This window comes from Arthrobacter sp. KN11-1C, assembly GCF_052180225.1.
In the GTDB taxonomy this organism is placed as follows: domain Bacteria; phylum Actinomycetota; class Actinomycetes; order Actinomycetales; family Micrococcaceae; genus Arthrobacter.
In genome coordinates, this window is sequence record NZ_CP197467.1 from 1953295 (window position 1) to 1977866 (window position 24572).

Here is a 24572-nt window from a genome sequence, read left to right on the forward strand (position 1 = left end):
GTGCTGAAGATTGGACTTACCGGCGGGATCGCCTCCGGCAAATCACTCGTGTCCGCCCGGCTCAGGGAGTTGGGGGCCGTCTTGATCGACGCCGATGCTCTGGCCCGCGAGGTCGTGGAGCCGGGCACGCCGGGCTTGGCGGGCGTCGTGGCCGAGTTCGGTGAAGACATCGTCGACGCCGGGGGTCGCCTTGACCGTGCACGCCTCGGCGCGATTGTGTTCGCCGAGCCCGATCGCCGGGAAGCGCTCAACGCGATCATCCATCCGCGCGTCAGGGAGCGTGCTGCCGCGATGCTCGCGACCGCGAAACCCGGAGACATCGTCGTCCAGGATATTCCGTTGCTGGTCGAAACCGGGCAGGGCAGCAGTTTCCACTTGGTGCTGGTGGTCGATGCTCCGGACCAGGAACGGATCCGACGCATGACGGAGAACCGCGGCATGACAGTCGAGGACGCGGTCTCCCGCATGGCCGCTCAAGCCAGCAGGGATGAACGGTTGGCGGCGGCCGACATCGTGGTGGACAACTCGGGAAGGGTCGAGGACGTCACAGCACTCGTGGACACATTGTGGGAAGGACGATTGGTCCCGTTCGCCCGCAACCTTGCCGCCTACCGGCCGGCGCCACGGACCAGCGGCCCCGTATTGTCCCCGCCAAACCCCGACTGGCCGGCTCAGGCTGGACGGCTGCTCGCCAGGATCCGGCGGGCATCTCCGGAGGTCCTGGGTGCAGACCATATCGGTTCGACGTCGGTTCCAGGCCTTCCTGCCAAGGACGTCATCGACCTGCAAGTGAATGTGTCCTCGCTGGACGCCGCGGACCGGATAGCCCGGGCCCTGGGCGAGGCCGGTTTCCCGTTGCGGGAAGCCTCAGCCCGCGACACCCCCAAGCCGCCGGACCTGGACCCATCGGCCTGGCAAAAACGGTTCCATTGCAACGCCGACCCCGGACGGCCCGCGAACGTCCATGTCCGGGTCCTTGGAAGTCCGGGGTGGCGTTATGCCTTGTTGTTCCGCGATTGGCTCCGGGCCAACCCCGACGCCCTGCGTATGTACGCTGAGCTGAAGCACGAACTCGCCGCACTGCACGCCGGCGACCGCCGGACCCTGGCATACGCGGAAGCGAAGGAGCCGTGGTTCACCGACGTCGCGTCGCCGCTCATGGACGATTGGGCCAGAAACAGCGGCTGGCAGCCGCCGTCGTACTCCGTGGCGCAAGCCTAGAAAACGCGGACAGTAACTGTCCGCGGGCGGGGGTAGATTGGATTCATGAGTCTTGCCCAGGAGATCAACCGCGTCGTCGCGCCCTTTGAGGTCATCAGCGAATTCAAACCGGCAGGTGACCAGCCGGCCGCTATTGCGGAGCTGACCGAACGGATCAACAACGGCGAAAAAGACGTCGTGCTGCTCGGCGCCACCGGCACGGGCAAGAGCGCCACCACTGCTTGGTTGATCGAGCAGGTCCAGCGGCCCACCTTGGTGATGGTCCAGAACAAGACTCTCGCCGCGCAGCTTGCCAACGAGTTCCGGGAACTGCTGCCCAACAACGCGGTGGAGTACTTCGTTTCGTATTACGACTACTATCAGCCCGAAGCCTACGTTCCGCAGACGGATACCTTCATCGAGAAGGACTCTTCGGTCAATGAGGAAGTCGAGCGACTGCGGCACTCGGCCACCAACGCGCTGCTCACCCGCAGGGATGTCATCGTGGTGGCCACCGTGTCGTGCATCTACGGCCTGGGGACCCCGGAGGAGTACATCGCCGGAATGGTCACGCTCAGCAAGGGCGCCGAGATGAACCGGGACGATCTCCTCCGGAAGTTTGTCGGCATGCAGTACACCCGCAACGACATGGACTTCCACCGCGGCACTTTCCGCGTCCGGGGAGACACCGTGGAAATCATTCCCATGTACGAAGAGCTGGCCCTGCGCATCGAGTTCTTCGGCGACCAGATCGAGAACATTTACACCTTGCATCCAGTGACGGGTGATGTCATCCGCGAGGAAACCGAGATGTACATCTTCCCGGCCTCGCACTACGTCGCCGGCCCCGAACGCATGTCGCGCGCCATCACCGCCATCGAGGGAGAGCTCGCGGAGCGGCTCAAGGTCCTCGAAGGCCAGAACAAGCTGGTGGAAGCCCAGAGGCTGCGCATGCGCACCACCTACGACCTTGAGATGATGCAGCAAATGGGATTCTGCAACGGCATCGAGAACTACTCGCGGCACATCGACGGCCGCGGCTCCGGCACGGCCCCGCACTGCCTCATCGACTACTTCCCGGACGACTTCCTGCTGGTCATCGACGAATCCCACGTGACTGTTCCACAGATCGGCGCCATGTACGAAGGCGATATGTCGCGCAAGCGCACCCTCGTGGACCACGGCTTCCGGCTTCCTTCCGCCATGGACAACAGGCCGCTCAAATGGGATGAATTCCTGGAAAGGGTGGGCCAGACCGTCTACCTTTCCGCGACCCCCGGCAAGTACGAGCTCGGCAAGGCCGATGGGACCGTCCAGCAGATCATCCGCCCCACCGGGCTGATCGATCCCGAAGTCATCGTGAAGCCGACCAAGGGCCAGATCGACGATCTCCTCGGGGAAATCCGGACGCGCGTCGAGCGCGACGAACGCGTGCTGGTCACCACGCTGACCAAGCGCATGGCCGAGGACCTCACCGACTACCTGCTGGGCCATGGGGTCAAGGTCCAATACCTGCACTCCGACGTCGACACCCTCAGACGCGTGGAACTGCTCCGGGAACTCCGCATGGGCAGCTTCGACGTCCTGGTGGGCATCAACCTGCTCCGCGAGGGCCTCGACCTGCCCGAGGTGTCGCTCGTCAGCATCCTCGACGCCGACAAGGAAGGCTTCCTCCGCTCGGCCACTTCCCTCATCCAGACCATCGGGCGCGCGGCCCGAAACGTCTCGGGCCAGGTCCACATGTACGCGGACCGGATCACCGACTCCATGGCCAAGGCCATCGAGGAAACCAACCGCCGCCGGGAAATCCAGGTCAAGTACAACACGGACAATGGTGTGGATCCGCAACCGTTGCGCAAGAAGATCGCAGACATCACCGATCAGCTTGCCCGCGAAGACGCCGACACCCGGGAGTTGCTGGCCGCAGCCGGAAAGGGCGGCCGGACCGGCAAGGGCAAGGGCGCTTCGAAGGTCCGGCAAGATGGCCTTGCCGCGGCGCCGGCCGAAGACCTCGTGGGTTTGATCGAACAACTGACCGAGCAGATGCATGCGGCCGCAGCCGAACTCCAGTTTGAGATCGCGGCGAGGATCCGTGACGAAGTGGGAGACCTCAAGCGCGAACTCCGCCAGATGCAGTCCGCCGGGCACGCCTAGGGTAAAGTTGGGCCTACGTAGGGGAGTATCCCAAGCGCTAAGTCCGTCAACACGCAAGGCACAGACGCCTCGCCGGGCTTAGCGGATCGCCGTTTGAACGTTGATTGCCTTGAGCATGGACACGCAGGCAGGTCGGAGAGACTTACGCCGTTTCGGCGTACCTGCGAAAGGCATTCTTGATGCAACTCCCCGCCTGGTTTGAGATCGGCTCCTTCGTCGTTCTCGGAATCATCCTCCTTGTCGACCTTCTTTTGGTGATCAAGCGTCCGCATGAACCCTCCATGAAGGAAGCAGGCCTCTGGGTCGCCTTCTACGTCACCCTCGCTTTGGTGTTCGCCGGGGCGATGTTCGCCTTTGCGGGCCCGGAGCATGGCAGCCAGTTCATCGCCGGTTGGGTGACCGAATACAGCCTGAGTATCGACAACCTCTTTGTCTTCATCATCATCATGGCGCGGTTCTCGGTGCCCCGTAAGTATCAGCAGGAAGTCTTGATGGTGGGCATCATCATTGCCCTGGTCCTGCGCGGTATCTTCATTGCCCTTGGCGCCGTGGTGATTGAGCAGTTCAGCTGGGTCTTCTACATCTTCGGCGCGTTCCTGCTGTGGACCGCATGGAAGCAGGCCACGGACAACGGCGAAGATGAGGAAGACGCCGCCGAAAGTCCGCTGATCGCCCGCATCCGCAAAGTTGTTCCGATGGCGGAGAAGTTCGATGGCGGCAAGCTCAGGACCACGGTCGACGGCAAGAAGCTGTTCACGCCCATGTTGATCGTCTTCGTGACCATCGGCATGACGGACCTCCTGTTCGCCGTGGATTCCATTCCTGCCATCTTCGGACTGACGCAGAGCGCCTTCATCGTCTTCACCGCGAACATCTTCGCCCTCATGGGCCTGCGCCAGCTGTACTTCCTGCTGGGCGGCCTCATGACGCGCTTGATCTACCTCAAGCACGCCTTGTCTGTCATCCTCGCGTTCATCGGCGTCAAGCTTGTCCTGCACGCCATGCACGTCAACGAACTGCCCTTCATCAATGGCGGGCACCATATCGAGTGGGCGCCGGAGATCCCGACCTATGTGTCCCTGGCGGTCATCATCGGCACCATCGTGGTGGCGGTTGTCGCGAGCCTCCTGACCCCGGCGGCGGCCAAATCCAAACTGGACGCCCGGCTCGAGGAAGACTCCCGCAAGAGCATGAACAAGGTCAGCGGCCACTAAGCGACTGTCGAGCCACTGAATACCTGTGGAACGGAGCCCCGGTCAGCGCCATGGCCGGGGCTCAGTTCTGGCCGCGGGCCATTCCCAGGAGCCGGTTGAAGATTCCTTCCCCGTCTTCGCCGATGCCGTCGTGGTGGAAGTCTCCGGTGGTCCAGGCTTGCAGTCCGCGTACCGCCGCTGCCGTTTCCATGGACAGTTGGAAGTCGACGTAGATGTCGTCGCGGTACACGGCAGCCGCGACCGGCACGGTGTTCGCTTTCAAACGGGACACATCGTAGAGGGGTTTCCAGTCTTGCTTGGCGGCCAACAGCGCAGCTACTTCCTGAAGGGGCACAAGCGCCGGATCCTGCTCGAAATACCAGGGGTAGACCATTTCCCCCGTCAGGAGCGGCTCTGCGGCGTCAGGCCGGAACACGGGGAACTCCGCACGTACCCGCCACGCCGCCCAGTCGGTGGCCTGGCCCTGGCCGTAGATGGACTCGTGCAACACCGCGTACAGCGGATTCGATGCCCGGGAGACGAGCCCGTGGACCTGTTCCAGGAACGCGTCGGAGAGGCGTTCTCCCTCCGGCGTGGGCACGAAGGCATCCTCCAGGAGGGTGTGCAGGGCATCCACCCGGGCGTTTCCGCCCAGGAACGATCCCACCATTTGGAAGCGCTCCGGGGTGAGGGGTTCCCCGCTGGGCAGCCGCTCCTCCGTGGACTCCAGGTGCCGCGCAATCCGGGTGACCAGCCCACGGTCCTCCGGATACCACGCGAAGTATTCCGCGTTACGTTCCGCAACCCGTTGGAAGGTTGCCCGGTAGACCCGCTCGGCCGGGCCTTCCAACGGCGCCAGTCCGCCCGTGATGAGCACTTCGCTCAACCCTTCCGGCGCGAAGGACAAGTAGGTCAGCGCGCAGAAACCACCGAAGCTCTGGCCAAGGACGGTCCACGGCTCCGAGCCCAGCGCCTTCCGGATGACTTCGGCGTCGGCCACGATCGAGTCCGCCCGGAAGTGCGCGAGGTAGGCAGCCTGCGCTGCTGCGTCGCCCCGGAGCGGCAAGGTGTTGCGGTCCGCCGGCGTGGACAAGCCCGTGCCGCGTTGGTCCAGCATCAGGATGCGGAAACTCCTTGCGGCAGCCTTCATCCAGCCGGACAGGGAGGTGGTCCGGGTGCCGCGTCCGCCGGGGCCGCCTTGGAGGTAGAGCAACCATGGCAGCCTGTCCGCGGCCTCCTCCGAGTGCTCGGCAGAGACGAACTCCCGGGCGAAGACGGTGATCGTTTCCGCGGTGCCGGGAGCCTCCATACCCTCTGACGCCCAATGGTCGAGCGGGACAGTGAAGAAATGCTCGGTGGTGCGGACGCCCCGGAATTCGTGCCGTGCCCGGATGGTGTGCGCCGCTTGCCCAGCCATGGGCTCAGCGAGACCCTCGACCATGCGCTCAGCCACGGGCCATGACCTTGTCATCGCTGCCGAAGGCACCCAGGGCGTCGCCGCTCAGGCGGAACGTGGACCAGCCGTCCATCGGAACGGCACCGAGGTTGCGGTAGAAGTTGATGGACGGTTCGTTCCAGTCCAGGACGCTCCATTCCACCCGCGCATAGCCACGTTCGACGGCGGTCGCGGCCAGATGCTGCAGGAGCGCCTTCCCGTGGCCTTCGCCGCGCGCAGCGGGGGTGACGTAGAGGTCCTCGAGGTAGATGCCGTGGACGCCTTCCCACGTGGAGTAGTTCAGGAACCACAATGCGAAGCCCTGGACATCCCCGGGCGCGTTTTCCGCCATGTGCGCGTACACCCGCGGATGCTCGCCGAACAAAGCCTCGGTGAGCATTTCCGGCGTGTTCTTCACGGCGTCGGGCTCTTTTTCGTAGACCGCAAGCTCGTGGATCATCTGCAGGATCGCGGGGACATCGGACAATGTGGCTGGGCGGATAACACTCATGATTCGAGCTTACTAGGCGCCTAGAGACGGTTGACCGCGGTCACCCTGACCACGGCCGTGCCGCTCTCGTCGGAGGCCGCCAGGTCCACTTCGGCGGAGACTCCCCAGTCGTGGTTGCGGGCCGGGTCATCGAAAATCTGCCGTACGCGCCAGACTCCGGGTTCCTCGGTGATCATGAGGAGTCCCGGGCCCCGGGCATCGGGGCCGGTTCCGATGTCGTCGTGTTCGTCGAAGTAGTCGTCCAAAGCGTCTTCCCAGCGTTCCGCATCCCAGCCGTTGCCGGCGTCGAGCTCGCCCAGAGCGGCCGCGTCTTCGTCCGCGAACAACTCAACACGCCGGAACATTTCGTTGCGGACCATGACCCTGAAGGCGCGGATGTTGGAGGTGAGCGACGGCGGCGGGGGAGGCGGAGCGTCGTGCGGCGTCGGGGCTACCCCGGAGGTGAGCTCTTCCCACTCGTCGAGCAGGCTGGAGTCGACCTGGCGGACCAGTTCACCCAGCCAGGCGATGAGGTCTTCGAGGTCTTCGCGAAGGGAATCCTGGGGGACGGTCTGGCGCAGGGCCTTGAAGCCATCGGCCAAATACCGCAGCACGATTCCCTCGGAGCGGGCCAGCCCATAGAACTGCACGAACTCACCGAAATTCATGGCGCGCTCATACATGTCGCGGACCACCGACTTCGGAGCCAGCTCAAAGTCGCCCACCCAGGGCGCGGCCTTGCGGTATACCTCGAACGCTTCGCCCAGGATCTCCGCCAAGGGCTGCGGGTAGGTGACCTCTTCGAGCATCGCCATGCGCTGGTCGTAATCGATGCCATCGGCCTTCATCGCGGCGACGGCCTCGCCGCGTGCCTTCTTCTGCTGCGCAGAGAGGATCTGCCGGGGCTTCTCGAGGGTTGACTCGATCACGGACACCACGTCCAAGGCGTACGACGGCGACTCCGGATCCAGGAGTTCGAGCGCGGCAAGGGCGAACGGTGAAAGCGGCTGGTTCAGCGCGAAATTGGCTTGCAGGTGAACGGTCAGCCGCACGGAGCGGCCTTCCTTCTCCTGCTCGGCCTCGGGAATGCGTTCAACCACGCCGGCAGCCAGCAACTCGCGGTAGATGCCCAGGGCCTTCTTCATGAGCTGCAGTTGGGCAGGGCGCGCCTCGTGGTTTTCGGTCAGGAGGCGGCGTGCAGCGGCGAACGGGTCGCCGGGGCGCTCCATCAAGTTGAGCAGCATCGCATGGGTCACGGTGAAACTCGAGGTCAACGGGTCCGGCACGGACTCCACCAAACGGGTGAAGGTCGGCTGCCCCCAGGAGACGAAGCCCTCCGGCGGCTTCTTCCGCACCACCTGCCTCAGCTTCTTCTGGTCGTCGCCGAACTTGGCGGCGGCCTTCGCCATCGCCTTCGCGTTTTCCACTACGTGTTCGGGAGCCTGCACCACGACCGTTCCGGCAGTGTCATAGCCCGCACGGCCGGCGCGGCCCGCGATCTGGTGGAACTCCCGGGAGTTCAGCAGGCGGGTGCGGACGCCGTCGTACTTGCTGAGCGCCGTCAGGAGGACAGTGCGGATGGGAACGTTGATCCCGACGCCGAGGGTGTCGGTGCCGCAAATGACCTTCAGGAGTCCTGCCTGTGCCAATTGCTCCACAAGGCGGCGGTACTTCGGCAGCATGCCCGCGTGGTGGACGCCGATGCCATGGCGTACCAGCCGGTTCAGGGTCTTGCCGAAGCCGGCCGCGAACCGGAAACCGGCGATCAGCTCGGCAATCTTGTCCTTCTCCTCACGGGTGCACATGTTGACGCTCATGAGGTTCTGGGCCCGCTCGATGGCTTCGACCTGGCTGAAATGCACCACGTACACGGGGACCTGCTTGGTACTCAGCAGCTCCTCGAGGGTTTCGTGGACCGGCGTTTCCTGGAAGTAGTAGTGCAGCGGGATGGGCCGTTCGGCCGAACTCACGGTGGTAGTGGACCGCCCGGTGAGTTCGCTCAGGCCGGCTTCGAAGCGGCTGACGTCACCCAGGGTGGCCGACATCAGCAGGAACTGCGCCTGGGGGAGCTCAAGGAGCGGCACTTGCCACGCCCAACCGCGCTGGGGATCGGAGTAGAAGTGGAATTCGTCCATGATGACCGTGCCGAGGTCGGCTTCCTTGCCTTCGCGCAAGGCGATGTTGGCGAGGATTTCAGCGGTGCAGCAGATGATCGGCGCATCCTGGTTGACTCCCGAATCGCCGGTGATCATGCCGACGTTCTCGGCTCCGAAGATGTCGCAGAGCGCGAAGAACTTCTCGGAGACCAAGGCCTTGATGGGCGCCGTATAGTAACTGCGCAAGCCCCGGGACATCGCCTCGAAATGCGCGGCGATCGCCACGAGCGACTTTCCGGAACCGGTGGGGGTGGCCAGGATGACGTTGGATCCGGACGCGAGTTCCATGACGGCCTCGTCCTGGGCAGGGTACAGCTGGAGCCCGCGGCTCTCCGTCCATTCGACGAAGCGTGTGTAGATTTCGTCCGGGTCAACGCGTGCGCCGTCTGGGAGCTGCTCAAGAAGTTTCATTGCCTTCCAGCTTAGTGTGGGTGGAGCAGACCACGGAGACCGACGATGGAGGATGCAGTGAAGTGGGATCCAGCCAAGTACGTCGAGTTCGGCAATCACCGTGACCGGCCGTTTTTTGACCTGACCTCGAGGATCCTGGCGGAGGATCCGCGGAACGTCGTGGACCTGGGCTGCGGTCCGGGGAACTTGACGGCGACGCTCGCGACGCGGTGGCCCCGCGCCGCCGTCGTCGGGCTGGACTCCTCAGCGGAAATGCTGGCCAAAGCCCACGTCCTTGCCGCCGGACACCCGGCTCTTTCGTTCGTGCACGCCGACATCGCCGGGTGGATGCCGGAAACGGACACCGAGGTCGTGGTCAGCAACGCTGCGCTGCAATGGGTGCCGGGGCACTTGACGATGCTCGCCGGATGGCTTGAAGCGTTGAAACCGGGAGCATGGTTTGCGCTCCAGGTCCCAGGAAATTTCGGGGCGCCTTCCCACGTGCTCATGCGCGAACTGGCCGCTTCGCCGGAATGGTCCGGGAGGCTGTCCGGCGTGCTCCGCCACGACGACGCGGTCGGGGAACCGGCCGACTACCTGCGGATCATGCTCGACGCCGGATGCGCGGCCGACGCTTGGGAAACCACGTACCAGCAACTTCTGCCGGGAGCCGATCCGGTCCTGGAGTGGGTGCGGGGAACCGGCCTTCGTCCGGTGCTCGCGGCCCTCCCCGAAGCCGAAGCGTGCGCCTTCGAAAACCAGTATGCGGCGGCGCTCCGCGAGGCCTACCCAAGGGAGCGGCACGGCACGCTGTTTGCCTTCCGCAGGATTTTTGCGGTGGCGCAAAAACAAGGCTGAGCCGGCCCTGGTCCAAAGGACTCCGGAAACGCCCGTATGACAAGGTTTCGCACAGTGATCTGAACTACAATGGCAACGCGATCTAGGGGCGGCATCGTGTGGAATCCGCGGCTCCGGAGGCCAACGATTGGAGGCAATGTGCTGGCATCCTTGCTGTTGCAGCGCCTGGCTCCCTTCAAGAGCCACGTACTGGCCATTGTGCTCCTGCAGCTTGTCCAGACCGGCGCCACACTGCTCCTGCCCACCTTCAACGCCAAGATCGTCGACGACGGGCTCGTCGCCGGGAACAGCGGGGTGATCCTGCGCCTGGGCGGGTGGATGCTGGTCCTCACGATCATCCAGGTGCTGGCCGCCGTGCTGGCCGGCTACCTTGGAGCCATTGTCGCCATGAAGGTCGGCCGTGGACTGCGGCAGGAACTCTTCGACAAAATACATACCCTGCCGGACCAGGACGTCGCGGCCTTCGGACCGGCCAGCCTTGTGGTCAGGACCACCAATGATGTCCTGCAACTGCAGAACATCACGGTGCTCGTTTTCAGCATGCTGGTGGCAGCGCCCGTCATGGGCATCGGCGGTGTCATCCTCGCCGTCGAACAGGACGTGGCGCTGTCCTGGATCGTTTTCGCCATTGTTCCCGTGCTGCTGCTCATCATGCTGTTGATAGTGCGCAAGCTCGTCCCGCTGTACCGCGAGGGCCAAAACCTGGTGGACCGGATCAATGGCGTGCTCCGCGAACAGATCCTAGGGACCGCGGTCATCCGGGCCTTCGTCCGCCAGCCGTTTGAGATGAAACGGTTCGAGGCCGCCAACGACGCCCTGACACAGAACAATCTCCGTTCTGCCCGGATCGTCGCGGCCATGCTTCCACTCGTCATGATCGTGGTCAACCTGTCTTCCGCAGGCGTGGTCTGGCTCGGCGGCCACCGCATCATCGCCGGAAACATGCAGCTGGGTGCGCTCACGGCATTCATCGCCTACATCATGCAGATCCTCCTCGCGATCATGATGGCGATGTACGTGTTGAGCACGGCGCCCCGCGCGGCTGTCAGCGCTGAACGCGTCACCGAAGTGCTTAATACGGAATCCGAAACGGTCTCGCCAGGCAACGATGCCGGCGGGCTGGTCCGCCCCGCGAGGCCCGAAGGCTTGCGCTTCGAGAATGTCGTTTTCGCCTATCCTGGCGCCGAAACGCCCGTATTGGACAGCATCACCTTCCATGCGGCTCCGGGGACCACGACGGCGGTCATCGGCTCCACGGGAAGCGGCAAGTCGACCATCGTCAGCCTTGTGCCGAGACTGCTCGAGGTGAGCAGCGGAAGCATTTCGCTCGATGGCCGGGACGTCGCCAGCGTTCCCCTCGGGGCCTTGCGCGAGCAGCTCGGCGTCGTGCCCCAGGAGAGCTGGTTGTTTCGCGGAACCATCGCCGAAAACCTGCGGATTTCGCTGCCCTCGGCGACGGATTCCCAGTTGTGGCATGCCCTTGAGACGGCCCAGGCCGCGGATTTCGTGAACGAGCTGCCGCAAGGATTGGAAACCACCTTGTCCCAAGGCGGCGCCGGGCTCTCCGGCGGCCAGCGACAGCGTTTGTGCATAGCCCGCGCCATTCTGCGCCCTGCATCCGTCTACCTCTTTGACGACAGCTTCTCGGCGCTGGACACCGTCACGGAAGCAAAGCTGCGTTCCGCGCTGGAGCCGGAACTGCGCGGGTCAACCATCATCATCGTGGCCCAACGCGTCAACACCGTGGTGTCGGCGGACCAGATCCTGCTCATCGACGAGGGCCGTCTGGTGGCACGCGGGACCCATGACGAACTTCTCGGTTCCTCGGAAACCTACCGGGAAATCGTGGCGTCCCAGCTTGAAACGGAAGAAGCCGCGTGAGCAACGCAAGCGAGCTCCTCGCCGTCACAGGGAAACCATCGCGGTCGCTCCTCCGCCTGGTGGGCTTGATGAAGCCCGCCCGGGGAATCATGACCGCGGCGATCCTGTGCATCTGCGGCTTCGTCACCCTCAATGTCGCGGCCCCCAAAATCCTCGGCGACGCCACCGACGTCATCGCTGCCGCCGTGTTCGGCGCGAAGTTCGACACGGGGCGCTTTGTCTCCCTGCTGCTCGTGGCCGCAGCCATGTATTGCGTCACGGCGCTGTTCAGTTGGGCGCAGGGCCGCCTCAACGCCCTCGCCGTGCAGCGGCTCGCGCACGACCTCCGGGAAGCCGTGGAAGCGAAACTGCACCGCCTTCCCGTGGCGTACTACGACGGCCGTTCCCGGGGCGACGTCCTGAGCCGTGCCACGAACGACCTCGACAACGTGTCGCAGACGCTCAACCAGCTCCTCTCCCAGCTCTTGACCTCAACGTTGATGGTCCTCGGTTCCCTCGGGATGATGCTCCTGCTTTCGCCCCTCCTCGCCGTCGTGTCCCTCTTGGCCGTTCCGGTATCGGCGCTGGCGTCGATTGTCGTGACCCGACGCTCGCAGAAATACTTCGTCCGGCAGTGGGAGGCCACGGGAGACGTGAACTCACTCGTGGAGGAGACAGCAACAGGCCATGAGGCCATCAAGCTTTTCAACGCCCAGCCCGCCATGGCGGCCCGCTTCGCTGCCCACAACGACGGCCTGTACGCCGCCAGTTCCAAGGCACAGTTCGCTTCGGGATTGCTGGTACCGCTCATGGCTTTCGTGTCGAACGCCAGCTATGTGGGGGTTGCGATTGTTGGTGCCCTCCAGTTCCTTGCCGGGGCGATGAGTATCGGCGGCATTCAAGCGTTCATCCAGTTCAACCGGTTGTTCAGCCAGCCGCTGGGCCAGATCGGCGGCATGGCCCAGGTACTGCAATCGTGCGCGGTTTCCGCGAGCAGGGTCTTCGAGCTGTTGGACGCCGATGAAATAACAGGGGAACCCGGGGAACCGGGCGCTGGTTCGCGGGCCGACGCCGGCCCGGGCTTTGATGACCGCTTTGACCTCCCTGCCGGGAGGGTTGCCTTCGAACGAATCTCCTTCAGCTACCGGCCGGATGCCCCCTTGATCCAGGACCTGTCCTTCCATGTTGAACCGGGACAGACGGTGGCCATCGTCGGGCACACCGGCGCAGGCAAAACCACGCTGATCAGCCTCCTCATGCGCTTCCACGAACTCGCGTCCGGGAGGATCACGATCGACGGCATGGACATTGCCGGCATGCGCCGTGACGCGCTCCGCCGGAATTTCGGCGTCGTCCTCCAGGACCCGTGGATTTTCACCGGGACCATCAGGGAGAACATCGAGTATGGACGTCCGGGCGCCAGCGAGGCGGAAATCGTGGCCGCCGCCGAAGCGAGCCACGTTGACCACTTTGTCCGCTCGCTGCCCAACGGGTACTCAACCATGCTGAGCAACGGAGGGGATCCCCTCAGCCAGGGCCAAAGGCAATTGCTGAGCATCGCGCGCGCACGGCTCTCGGGTCGCCCCATCCTGATCCTGGACGAGGCGACAAGTTCGGTGGATACCCGCACGGAAGTCCTCATCCGGCAAGCGATGCACAGGCTGCGGAGCAACAAGACGTCCTTCGTCATTGCGCACCGCTTGTCCACCATCCGCGACGCTGATCTAATTCTCGTCATGGACCACGGACGGATCGTTGAACACGGCACCCATCATTCCTTGCTGGAGCTTGGCGGGCACTACGCCCGCTTGCATGAAGCACAGTTTGCCTCCGGAGGCGGCGAGCTCGCCGAGATACCGGTGAGGTCCGCCAAGCATCGCGCCGGCCAGGGAGAGAGGGAAGCCTCATGAGCCCGCTTGAGTTTCCCGGTTCGTGGCGTCCCAACCAGTCCAGCACCGTTGCCCTGTACGAGCAGCTTCGGCTCCGCGTCATCGAATTGGCCGACGGCGGCACCCTGGCTGTCGGCACCAAGCTTCCCGCCGTGCGGAGCTTGGCCGAACAGTTGGATGTCGCCCCGCACACGGTTGCCCGTGCCTACAAGGAACTTGAAGCTGCGGGAGTTGTCGCAACCCGTGGGCGCAACGGCACCGTCGTGTGCGCGCGGGATGACCGCTGGAGCGCGTTGGCGGCAGTGGCTGCGGGCTACTCGGCGGCGGCCAAGGCGCAGGGCGCGAGTTTCGCCGAGGCGGTGCAGCTTCTGGCCGCCGCTTACGACGCCGATTGATACCCGTCGGTAGGGTGTGGGATGCCACATGGAAATTCGAAGAAGTTTTCGATTAGCATTAGTGGGTGCCTAAAGCCGTAGCTGAAGTCCCCGCCGTCGAATCCTTCGCAAGCGTTTCCGCGCAACCACCCGCCGCGCCCGTAAGACATGACCTGTCGCGGCTCGTGGTCAAGGGCGCGCGTGAACACAACCTCCGCAACGTCGATCTCGACCTTCCCCGTGACGCCATGATCGTTTTCACGGGCTTGTCGGGATCCGGCAAGTCGTCCTTGGCCTTCGACACCATCTTCGCCGAGGGCCAACGCCGGTACGTGGAGTCACTGTCGGCCTATGCCCGCCAGTTCCTCGGCCAAGTGGACAAGCCGGACGTCGATTTCATCGAGGGCCTCTCCCCGGCAGTCTCCATCGACCAGAAGTCGACGAGCAAGAACCCGCGCTCCACGGTGGGCACCATCACCGAGATCTACGATTACATGCGCCTTCTGTGGGCACGTGTCGGCCGGCCACATTGCCCGGTGTGCCACGAACCGATCACGCGCCAGACGCCGCAGCAGATCGTGGACCAGCTGCTGGAGCTCGAATCCGGCACCCGCTTCCAGATCCTCGCCCCCGTGGTCCGCGGACGCAAGGGTGAATTCGTCGAGCTCTTCAAGGAGCTCACCGCCAAGGGATACTCACGCGCCCGGGTTGACGGAGACCTCGTCCAGCTGAGCGATCCGCCCAAGCTCGGCAAGCAATTCAAGCACTCGATTGAAGTTGTCGTGGACCGTCTGGTGGTCAAGGAAGGAATCAGCCAACGACTGACCGACTCGATCGAAACCGCGCTCGGACTTGCCGAAGGCCGCGTGCTGGCCGAGTTCGTGGACCTCGACACCGAAGACCCCGCACGGATCAGGGCCTTCTCCGAAAACCTTGCCTGCCCCAATGAGCACCCGCTGGCAATCGACGAAATCGAGCCACGCTCGTTCTCCTTCAACAACCCCTTCGGCGCCTGTGCGGCCTGCAGCGGTATCGGCACCAAGCTCGAAGTCGATGAAGAGTTGGTCGTACCCAACCCGGAACTCTCCTTGAACCAGGGCGCCATTGCGCCGTGGTCCCTGGGCACTGCCACCACGGAGTACTGGAACCGCCTCCTCGAGGGCCTCGCCCTGGAGCTCGACTTCTCCATGGACACCGCCTGGGAAAAGCTGCCGCAGGAAGTGCGGCAAACGGTGCTGTACGGCAAAGACCACAAGGTGGTGGTGCAGTACCGCAACAGGTTCGGCCGGGAGCGCAAGTACAGCACGGGCTTCGAAGGCGCCATCCAGTACGTCCACCGCAAGCACGGCGAAACGGACTCGGACTGGGCGCGCGACCGCTACGAAGAGTACATGCGGCAGATTCCTTGCCCTGAATGCAACGGCGCCCGGCTTAACCCGGCCTCGCTCTCCGTGCTGATCAACGGCAAGTCCATCGCCGAAGTAGCGGCCCTCCCGATGCGGGACTGCGCCGACTTCCTCGGCAGCCTCACGCTCACTGACCGCGAAGCCCAGATTGCCCACCAGGTCCTCAAGGAGATCCAGGCCCGCCTGACGTTCCTCCTGGACGTCGGACTCGAATACCTGAATCTCGAACGGCCCTCCGGAACCCTCTCCGGTGGCGAAGCACAGCGCATCCGGCTCGCGACACAGATCGGCTCCGGCTTGGTAGGTGTCTTGTACGTCCTCGACGAGCCGTCCATCGGACTGCACCAAAAGGACAACCGCCGCCTCATCGAGACCCTGACGAGGCTTCGCGACCTGGGCAACACGCTCATCGTGGTCGAACACGACGAAGACACCATCCACGAGGCCGACTGGGTGGTGGACATTGGACCCGGCGCCGGCGAGCACGGCGGCCAGGTGGTGCACTCCGGTTCCTACAAGGAGCTTCTCGAAAACACGAACTCGCTGACCGGCGACTATTTGTCCGGGCGGCGCAAGATCGACATCCCGGCAAAGCGGCGCAAGTACGACAAGAAGCGCGAGCTCAAGGTCATCGGCGCACGCGAAAACAACCTGAACAACGTCGACGCCGCCTTCCCGCTGGGCCTCTTCACGGCAGTCACGGGAGTCAGCGGTTCAGGGAAGTCCACCCTGGTGAACGAGATCCTTTACAAGGTGCTTGCCAACAAGCTCAATGGGGCCAAGCAGGTCGCCGGCCGGCATCGCTCTGTGCAGGGCCTTGAGCACCTCGACAAAGTGGTTCACGTGGACCAGAGCCCCATCGGGCGGACCCCGCGTTCCAACCCGGCCACCTACACCGGCGTCTTCGACAACATCCGGAAGCTCTTCGCGGAGACCACCGAAGCCAAGGTCCGCGGATACCAGCCGGGACGCTTCTCCTTCAACGTCAAGGGTGGCCGCTGTGAGGCGTGCTCCGGTGACGGCACCCTGAAGATCGAGATGAACTTCCTGCCGGACGTCTATGTTCCCTGCGAGGTGTGCCATGGCGCGCGCTACAACCGGGAGACCTTGGAGGTCCATTACAAGGGCAAGACGATCGCCGACGTGCTCAACATGCCCATCGAGGAGGGTGCCGAGTTCTTTGCGGCATTCACCCCCATCGCCCGGCATTTGAACACCCTCGTCGACGTCGGCCTCGGCTATGTCCGGCTCGGGCAGCCCGCCACCACGCTTTCCGGTGGCGAGGCGCAGCGCGTGAAGCTTGCCTCGGAACTCCAGAAGCGTTCGAATGGCCGGAGCGTCTACGTGTTGGACGAGCCCACCACGGGCCTCCACTTCGAGGACATCCGCAAGCTGCTCATGGTGCTGCAGGGATTGGTGGACAAGGGCAACACGGTCATCACCATCGAACACAACCTTGACGTCATCAAGTCCGCAGACTGGATTGTGGACCTTGGTCCCAATGGCGGTTCAGGCGGCGGGCGCATCGTGGCAACGGGCACCCCCGAACAGGTTGCCAAGTCGACGGAAAGCCACACCGCTACCTTCCTCGCAGAGATTCTCGCCTAGTCCTGGGTGAACGGCCGGGGAAAATTTCGGGTGCGCTCGAAGAATTCCCTGGCCGGCATGTGAGTTTCAGGCATGCCTCAACTCGTGAGAAACTAACCCGGTGACTCAAACAATGGTGCCCGTAATCTTTGATCTGGACGGCACCCTTGTCGATCCTGCAGGTGGCATAACCGGCGGCATCGCCGCGGCCCTGGGCGAAATGGGCCTCCGTGTCCCGGAACAAGCCGTGCTGGACTCCATGGTCGGACCCAAGCTCAGCGATTCCCTGGAGCACATTGCCGGGGTTCCCGCGGGAAAAGTCGACGAAGTCATCGGGCTGTACCGCGGCTACTACCGTTCCGAGGGAATCGGCCAAAGCCGGCTCTACCCGGGCATCCGTGAGCTCCTGGAGTTCTTCGCGGAGTCCCGGCGGCCGGTTGCCGTGGCCACCCAGAAACCCCAGGGCCTGGCGCGCGTCGTCCTGGAACACCACGGCATTGCCGGTTTCTTCGCCTCCATCTGCGGTGCTTCGGACGACGAGTCAATGGCCGCCAATACGGCTCCGGGCAAAGTGGCAATCGTTGGTGCGGCGCTGGCCACCCTGCATTCCCAGCCTGCCGTGATGGTCGGGGACCGCCACCAGGACGTTGCAGGTGCCATGGCCAACGGGCTCGACTGCATCGGGGTCAGTTGGGGATTTGCGCCCGACGGCGAGCTTCGGGAGGCGGGCGCCGTCGCCGTCGTCGACACCGCGGAGCAGCTGCTGAAGAAGATCGAAGAACTTGACGCTGTCCGCGCGGCGGCCCTGAGTGAGGTGCAGAACGATGGAAGCCTTTGATGTCATCCGCTGGACCACGCGCGGACTGATTTCCGGCACGTGCCGGCCCACGGTCATCGGCCTGGAAAACGTGCCCAAGGAAGGGCCGTTCATTGTGGCCCCGAACCATTTGTCCTTTCTCGACAGCGTGATCGTCCAGGCCTTGATGCCCCGCCCGGTGGGCTTCTTTGCCAAAGCCGAATACTTCACCACCAAAGGCTTCAAAGGGCGCGCGATGAAGGCGTTCTTCCAGGCAGTGGGGTCCATTCCGGTGGAACGTGGCGAGCAGGCAGCCAGCGTGCAGGCCCTCAAGACCCTCCTGGACATCCTGGAGAACGGCAGGGGCATCGGAATCTATCCGGAAGGGACCCGCTCCCGTGACGGCTTGCTGTACCGCGGGCGTACCGGCGTCGGCTGGCTTGCCCTGACCACTGGCGCGCCCGTCATCCCGGTCGGCCTGATCGGCACGGACAAGTTGCAGCCGGTGGACCGCAATACTGTCCGTCCGCAGCATTTCACCATGAAGGTGGGCGAGCCGCTCTACTTCGAGAAGACCGGTCCGGACCATTCCTTGCCTGCCCGGCGCGAAGTGACTGACAAGATCATGGATGCCATCGCGGTGTTGAGCGGCCAGGAACGCTCAGCCAGCTACAACCAGAGCAAGTCCGCGGAGTAGCTTCAGCGGGCCGGCCGGCCCGTACGGGGGAGTGCGATTCCCTTACTAGACTGGATCTGTGGCAGATCCAGCGAGTTATCGACCCCAGACCGGAGAAATCCCCACCACCCCCGGCGTCTATCGATTCCGGGATCCGCATGGCCGTGTCATCTATGTGGGCAAGGCAAAGAACCTCCGTTCCCGGTTGAACTCGTACTTCGCCAACCCTGCCGGCTTGCTGCCGAAGACGTATGCCATGGTGCACGCCGCCAGCAGCGTCGAGTGGACCATGGTGGGCAGCGAGCTGGAGTCGCTCCAGCTCGAATACACCTGGATCAAGGAATTCAAGCCACGCTTCAACGTGGTCTTCCGTGACGACAAGACCTATCCGTACCTCGCCGTGAGCATGGGGGAGAAGCTCCCGCGGGTCCAGGTCATGCGCGGTGAACGCCGCAAAGGAACCCGCTACTTCGGGCCGTATACGGCCGGTGCCATCCGCGAGACCATGGACACCTTGCTGCGGGTCTTTCCGGTCCGCAGCTGCAGTCCCGGCGTGCTGAAGCGGGCCCAGGCCAGCGGCCGGCCGTGCTTGCTTGGCTACATCGACAAATGCTCGGCCCCGTGCGTCGGCCGCGTCACCGCGGAGGAGCACCGGGCCATTGCCGAAGACTTCTGCTCGTTCATGGGTGGCGAAGCGAAACGCTTCATCACGCGCCTCGAAAAGGATATGGGCGCCGCCGTCGCCGAGCTGGACTACGAACGGGCAGCTCGGATCCGGGACGACATCGTCGCCCTGCGCAAGGTGTTCGAGCGCAACGCCGTGGTGCTTTCCGAGGACACGGACGCGGATGTCTTCGCCTTGCACGAAGACGACCTCGAGGCTTCCGTGCAGGTTTTCCACGTCAGGGGAGGCCGGGTGCGCGGCCAGCGGGGCTGGGTCGTCGAAAAGGTCGAAGACGCCACCACTCCGGAACTCATCGAGCACCTCCTGCAGCAGGTCTACGGGGAAGACAGCGACAACCAGGGCCGCATTCCCCGCGAAGTCCTCGTGCCGGAGGTTCCGAGCAACCATCACGAACTGCTTGAATGGCTCGGCGGCCTCAGGGGCGCCAAGGTGGATATCCGCGTGCCGCAGCGCGGCGACAAGGCTGCCCTCATGTCCACCGTCCGGGAAAACGCCGAGCAGGCCCTGAAGCTTCACAAAGTCCGGCGTGCCGGCGACATCACCGTCCGCTCCCAGGCGCTCCAGGAACTGCAGGAAGCCCTCGAACTTCCCGTGCCGCTGCTCCGGATCGAGTGCTACGACATTTCCCATGTGCAGGGCACCAACGTGGTTGCGTCCATGGTGGTGGTGGAGGACGGACTCCCCAAGAAAGCCGACTACCGGAAGTTCTCCATCACCGGCGCTGCCGCAACAGACGATACGGCGGCGATGCACGACGTCCTGACCAGGCGCTTCAGGCACTACCTGCAGGATAAATCCGCCCAGCTTCCCAAGAGCGGAGAGGTCCCGAACCCCGGCGCCGGGGAACCGCCGTCAGACGACGCCGCCCTCACGGGAGCCAAGGCGAAATTCGCCTATCCGCCCAACCTCGTCGTCGTCGACGGCGGGCAGCCCCAGGTGAACGCGGCCGCGCGGGCACTCGCGGAACTGGGGATCGACGACGTCTACGTCGTGGGCCTCGCCAAGCGCCTCGAAGAAGTCTGGTTGCCGGACAGCGACTTCCCGGTGATCCTGCCCCGCACTTCGCAGGGACTCTACCTGCTCCAGCGCATTCGCGACGAAGCCCACCGGTTCGCCATCACCTTCCACCGGCAGAAGCGCGGCAAGGCCATGACGGTCTCCGCCCTCGACGGCGTTCCGGGCCTCGGCGAGGCCAAACGGAAGGCGCTCGTGGCCCATTTCGGTTCCCTCAAGAAGATCAAGGCGGCAACCGCCCTCGAGCTCACAGCCGCGAAGGGGATCGGCCCGGCGCTGGCTGAAGCCGTCGTCAACCATCTGGCCGCAGCAGGCGCCTCCGGAGAGGCTGCTCCTGCCGTGAACATGACCACCGGCGAAATCCTTGAAATTTAGCTAGGGTAATAAGCGGACCGCTCCCGAAAGTGGTCCGCCTTTGGGCCATCCCACAAACTTTGGACCATCTCAGAAACGGGGAAACTTGATGTCAGAGCCAACAGCAGGATCCGGCGCGGAGCAGGACGGTCTGGTACCCGTCAAGCCTGTCGAAGCGGAACTGCTGGTGGTGACCGGCATGTCCGGAGCAGGCCGCAGCACGGCCTCGGACGCCCTGGAGGACCACGGCTGGTACGTCGTCGAAAACCTCCCGCCCCAGATGCTCGGAACGCTGGCGGAAATCGTCTCGCACGCGCCCCAGTCCATCCCCAAGCTCGCCGTCGTCGTGGACGTACGAAGCAAAGGCCTCTTCACCGATATCAGGACCGCGCTCGGGGCGCTCAGCGCCAGCGGAATCACCTTCCGCCTCCTCTTCCTGGATGCCAGCGACAACGTCCTGGTGCGCCGCTTTGAACAAGGCCGGCGCCCGCATCCGCTCCAGGGCGGAGGCCGGATCCTGGACGGCATCGCGGCGGAACGCGACGTCCTGAAGGAACTCCGGGAGTCGGCCGACGTCGTCCTGGACACGAGTACGTACAACGTCCACGGCCTGGCGACCGCGATCACCGAACTCTTCACCGACACGGGCCCCGTGGCATTGCGCTTGAACGTCATGAGCTTCGGCTTCAAGTACGGGCTGCCCGTGGACGCCAACTTCGTGGCGGACGCGCGTTTCATTCCCAACCCGCACTGGGTTCCGAAATTGCGTCCGCACACGGGACTCGACGCCGATGTCAGCGAGTATGTCCTCGGGGCCGATGGAGTCAAGGACTTCATCGACCGCTACGTCCTTGCCTTGGAGCCCGTCCTCGACGGCTATCGGACGGAAAACAAGCACTACGCGACGATTGCCGTCGGTTGCACGGGCGGGAAGCACCGTTCAGTCGCGGTCGCCGTCGAACTTTCCAAACGGCTGGCGCAATATCCCCGCGTCACCGTCACCACGAGCCACCGCGATCTGGGTCGCGAGTAATGGGGGTCCTGACCGGACCCCTGCCGCTGGTTCCACCGAAGGGCGCCCCCGGCAGCCAGCCTGCCAAGGGTCCCACCGTGGTGGCGCTCGGCGGCGGACACGGCCTTTCCGCCTCGCTGTCAGCGCTGCGGCTCCTGACCTCGGAGCTCACCGCGATCGTCACCGTTGCCGACGACGGCGGATCCTCCGGGCGGCTGCGCGAGGAGTACGGCGTCCTTCCGCCCGGCGATCTTCGCATGGCGCTGAGCGCCCTGTGCGATGACACCGACTGGGGGCGCACCTGGCGGGACGTCATGCAGCACCGCTTCAAGACGCCGAGCGGCCGCCAAGGTTCCCTTGACGACCACGCCATGGGGAACCTGCTCATTGTCACCCTCTGGGAGCTGTTGGGCGACGCCGTCGCGGGCCTGAAATGGGCAGGTGCCCTTTTGGGTGCCCGCGGCCAGGTCCTCCCCATGTCCTCCCAACCGCTGAACATCGAAGGGGACGTCCGTGTGCCCTTGCCCGGCGGCGGCTACGAGCTCCAGTCCGTCAAGGGCCAGGCCAAGTGCGCCGTTGCCGGTTCGCTCGAAAACGTCAGGCTCCTCCCGGAAGATGCGCGAGCTTGCATCGAAGCGCTGACTGCCATCGAGCTGGCCGACTGGATCATTCTGGGTCCCGGCTCCTGGTACACCTCCGTGTTGCCGCATTTGCTGCTGCCCGAAATGCGTCAGGCCCTCTGCGACACACCCGCCAAACGCTGCCTCACCATGAACCTCGCCATGGACACCAAGGAAACCTCCGGGATGTCCGCTGCCGACCATCTGGATGCCTTGCGCCACTACGCGCCGGAGTTCAGCGTGGACGTTGTCCTGGCCGATCCGTCGTCGATATCGGACCTCAAGGAATTCGAACGCGCGGCCGGGATGATCGGTGCCGAGGTGGTCTTGGGTAAAGTGGGGGCGTCGAGCCGCCGTCCAGTCCACGACCCGCTGCGTCTGGCATCGGCGTATCACGATATCTTCGGGAATAGTTAGGAACATGCGATGGCACTGACCGCATCGGTCAAGGAAGAACTTTCCCGGCTGGACATCAAGAAGTCGTCCGTCCGCAAGGCCGAAGTCTCGGCCATGCTGCGTTTTGCCGGCGGACTGCACATCATTTCGGGCCGCATCGTGATCGAGGCAGAGGTTGACCTCGCCTCGACGGCGCGGCGGCTGCGCGCCGCGATCGCCGAAGTCTACGGGCACCAGAGCGAGATCATCGTCGTCTCCGGCGGGGGACTCCGGCGCGGTAGCCGCTATGTCGTCCGCGTAGTGCGCGACGGCGAAGCCCTGGCCCGCCAGACCGGCCTCCTGGACGGCCGCGGACGGCCTGTGCGTGGCTTGCCGTCCGCCGTCGTCAACGGTTCGGCGTCGGACGCGGAGGCTGTGTGGCGCGGCGCGTTCCTGGCACATGGTTCCCTCACCGAACCGGGCCGGTCCTCATCCCTCGAGGTCACATGCCCCGGGCCGGAATCCGCACTTGCCCTGGTAGGCGCAGCGCGCCGCCTCGGCATCCAGGCCAAGGCGCGGGAAGTGCGCGGAGTGGATCGCGTGGTCATCCGCGACGGCGACACCATCGCCGCCCTGCTCACCCGGATGGGCGCCCATGACGCCCTCATGGTGTGGGAGGAACGCCGCATGCGGAAGGAAGTCCGGGCTACGGCCAACCGCCTCGCGAACTTCGACGACGCCAACCTGCGGCGTTCGGCCCAGGCCGCCGTCGCCGCCGGCGCCCGCGTGGACAGGGCCTTGGAAATCCTTGGCGACGACGTCCCCGACCATCTCAAGTACGCGGGCGAGCTCCGGGTGGCCCACAAGCAGGCCAGCCTGGATGAATTGGGCCGGCTTGCCGACCCGCCGATGACCAAGGATGCCATCGCGGGGAGGATCCGCCGGCTCCTGGCCATGGCGGACAAGAGGGCCGGTGACCTGGGGATCCCGGGCACCGAGGCAAATGTGACCCCCGAAATGATGGACGAATAAAGCTCCCGTCCTAGAATCGTCAGGGTGTGGATTTCCGGCCGGTTCGCCGGCCGGATGAACAAAACGAGAGTTACCAACCGGACCCCGGTCCACTACATTGGAGGATTTCGTGACAGAGTACGTACTGCCGGAGCTCGGCTACGACTACGCAGCACTTGAGCCGCACATTTCGGCGAAGATCATGGAGCTGCACCACAGCAAGCACCACGCTGCCTATGTAGCAGGCGCCAACAACGCTTTGGCCCAGTTGGCCGAGGCCCGCGACAAGGGCGACTTCGCCAACATCAACCGCCTCTCCAAGGACCTCGCGTTCCACACCGGTGGCCACATCAACCACTCCGTGTTCTGGAACAACATCTCCCCGGACGGCGGCGACAAGCCCGAGGGCGAGCTGGCTGCAGCCATCGACGACGCCTTCGGCTCCTTCGATGCATTCCGCGCCCAGTTCACTGCAGCCGCCCTTGGCCTGCAGGGTTCCGGCTGGGGCTTCCTCGCCTACGAGCCCATCGGTGGCAACCTGCTTATCGAACAGCTCTACGACCAGCAGGGCAACGTCGCCGTCGGCACCACGCCCCTGCTCATGCTGGACATGTGGGAGCACGCCTTCTACCTGGATTACGTGAACGTCAAGGCTGACTATGTCAAGGCTTTCTGGAACATCGTCAACTGGGCAGACGTCGCGAAGCGCTTCGAAGCCGCCCGCGCGAACGCCACAGGGCTGATTGTCCTCTAGGGAAACGCCCGCCACATCGGTGCGTGACGCGGAATACACAGGGATGTAACAAACTTCACATTCAGGTGAATTTCGCCCAAATACCGGATTGTCTGCCCCCGCAGTTGCGGGGGCAGACGTAGTTAAACGTAAGATGGGTCACGGAAGGCGGTTAGCCTTCAGCAATGTGGCTGGTCGCCCTCCGATCTGATAATCACTTCTGCCCAATGATGTGCGGGAATTGTTAGTTGGAATCAAGATCCGACTCACTAGGTGTGCTTGCAAGAGCACCAAGGAGACTGAA

General features: G+C 64.2%; 18 protein-coding genes. 15 read left to right on the forward strand and 3 right to left on the reverse strand.

Going from position 1 to position 24572, the window contains the following annotated elements; translation table 11 throughout:
* The 3 genes from coaE (at nt 1) to ACSBOX_RS09160 (ending at nt 4568) form a co-directional block, all read left to right on the forward strand.
* Nucleotides 1-1221 (forward strand): dephospho-CoA kinase, encoded by a 1221-nt coding sequence (gene coaE, locus ACSBOX_RS09150; protein WP_442545712.1) that lies wholly within the window; start codon nt 1-3, stop codon nt 1219-1221.
* Nucleotides 1222-1266: 45 nt separating this feature from the next.
* Nucleotides 1267-3354, forward strand: a complete 2088-nt coding sequence (uvrB, locus tag ACSBOX_RS09155) for an excinuclease ABC subunit UvrB (RefSeq protein ID WP_442545713.1) — start codon at nt 1267-1269, stop codon at nt 3352-3354.
* Between the two features lie 179 nt (nt 3355-3533).
* On the forward strand, nt 3534-4568 hold the full coding sequence (locus ACSBOX_RS09160; RefSeq protein ID WP_442545714.1) for a TerC family protein: 1035 nt from the start codon (nt 3534-3536) through the stop codon (nt 4566-4568).
* Nucleotides 4569-4629: 61 nt separating this feature from the next.
* Here ACSBOX_RS09160 and ACSBOX_RS09165 read toward each other — a convergent pair whose 3' ends face one another.
* From ACSBOX_RS09165 to ACSBOX_RS09175, 3 genes are read right to left on the reverse strand one after another with little or no spacing between them, the layout of a single operon-like run.
* Complete coding sequence (locus tag ACSBOX_RS09165) at nt 4630-5988, reverse strand: alpha/beta fold hydrolase (protein WP_442546004.1); 1359 nt, start codon at nt 5986-5988, stop codon at nt 4630-4632.
* A 4-nt stretch (nt 5989-5992) separates the two neighbouring features.
* Entirely contained in the window at nt 5993-6493 is a 501-nt protein-coding gene (locus ACSBOX_RS09170) for a GNAT family N-acetyltransferase (RefSeq protein ID WP_442545715.1), read from the reverse strand.
* Nucleotides 6494-6513: 20 nt separating this feature from the next.
* Entirely contained in the window at nt 6514-9039 is a 2526-nt protein-coding gene (locus ACSBOX_RS09175) for a DEAD/DEAH box helicase (protein ID WP_442545716.1), read from the reverse strand.
* Nucleotides 9040-9096: 57 nt separating this feature from the next.
* Here ACSBOX_RS09175 and ACSBOX_RS09180 point away from each other — a divergent pair, with 57 nt between their 5' ends.
* The 12 genes from ACSBOX_RS09180 (at nt 9097) to ACSBOX_RS09235 (ending at nt 24289) form a co-directional block, all read left to right on the forward strand.
* Complete coding sequence (locus tag ACSBOX_RS09180; RefSeq protein WP_442545717.1) at nt 9097-9876, forward strand: trans-aconitate 2-methyltransferase; 780 nt, start codon at nt 9097-9099, stop codon at nt 9874-9876.
* A gap of 69 nt (nt 9877-9945) precedes the next feature.
* Nucleotides 9946-11757, forward strand: a complete 1812-nt coding sequence (locus ACSBOX_RS09185; protein WP_442545718.1) for an ABC transporter ATP-binding protein — start codon at nt 9946-9948, stop codon at nt 11755-11757.
* Entirely contained in the window at nt 11754-13646 is a 1893-nt protein-coding gene (locus ACSBOX_RS09190) for an ABC transporter ATP-binding protein (RefSeq protein WP_442545719.1), read from the forward strand. The genes ACSBOX_RS09185 and ACSBOX_RS09190 overlap by 4 nt, the downstream gene beginning before the upstream one ends.
* Nucleotides 13643-14020 (forward strand): GntR family transcriptional regulator, encoded by a 378-nt coding sequence (locus ACSBOX_RS09195; protein WP_442545720.1) that lies wholly within the window; start codon nt 13643-13645, stop codon nt 14018-14020. The genes ACSBOX_RS09190 and ACSBOX_RS09195 overlap by 4 nt, the downstream gene beginning before the upstream one ends.
* A 65-nt stretch (nt 14021-14085) precedes the next feature.
* Complete coding sequence (uvrA, locus tag ACSBOX_RS09200) at nt 14086-17013, forward strand: excinuclease ABC subunit UvrA (RefSeq protein WP_442545721.1); 2928 nt, start codon at nt 14086-14088, stop codon at nt 17011-17013.
* A gap of 100 nt (nt 17014-17113) precedes the next feature.
* Nucleotides 17114-17830: an HAD hydrolase-like protein gene (locus ACSBOX_RS09205; protein ID WP_253190919.1), complete on the forward strand. Its 717-nt coding sequence runs from the start codon at nt 17114-17116 to the stop codon at nt 17828-17830.
* Nucleotides 17817-18485 carry a lysophospholipid acyltransferase family protein gene (locus ACSBOX_RS09210; protein WP_442545722.1) on the forward strand — a complete coding sequence of 223 codons (669 nt, stop codon included), beginning with the start codon at nt 17817-17819 and terminating at the stop codon, nt 18483-18485. Before ACSBOX_RS09205 ends, ACSBOX_RS09210 begins: the two co-directional genes overlap by 14 nt.
* A 58-nt stretch (nt 18486-18543) precedes the next feature.
* On the forward strand, nt 18544-20538 hold the full coding sequence (gene uvrC, locus ACSBOX_RS09215; protein WP_442545723.1) for an excinuclease ABC subunit UvrC: 1995 nt from the start codon (nt 18544-18546) through the stop codon (nt 20536-20538).
* An 88-nt stretch (nt 20539-20626) separates the two neighbouring features.
* Nucleotides 20627-21550, forward strand: a complete 924-nt coding sequence (gene rapZ / locus ACSBOX_RS09220) for an RNase adapter RapZ (RefSeq protein WP_442545724.1) — start codon at nt 20627-20629, stop codon at nt 21548-21550.
* Nucleotides 21550-22566: a gluconeogenesis factor YvcK family protein gene (locus ACSBOX_RS09225; RefSeq protein WP_078108794.1), complete on the forward strand. Its 1017-nt coding sequence runs from the start codon at nt 21550-21552 to the stop codon at nt 22564-22566. The genes rapZ and ACSBOX_RS09225 overlap by 1 nt, the downstream gene beginning before the upstream one ends.
* Before the next feature lie 9 nt (nt 22567-22575).
* Complete coding sequence (gene whiA / locus ACSBOX_RS09230; protein ID WP_133202987.1) at nt 22576-23556, forward strand: DNA-binding protein WhiA; 981 nt, start codon at nt 22576-22578, stop codon at nt 23554-23556.
* A gap of 109 nt (nt 23557-23665) precedes the next feature.
* Nucleotides 23666-24289 carry a superoxide dismutase gene (locus tag ACSBOX_RS09235; protein ID WP_028267347.1) on the forward strand — a complete coding sequence of 208 codons (624 nt, stop codon included), beginning with the start codon at nt 23666-23668 and terminating at the stop codon, nt 24287-24289.
* Nucleotides 24290-24572: the final 283 nt, after the last annotated feature.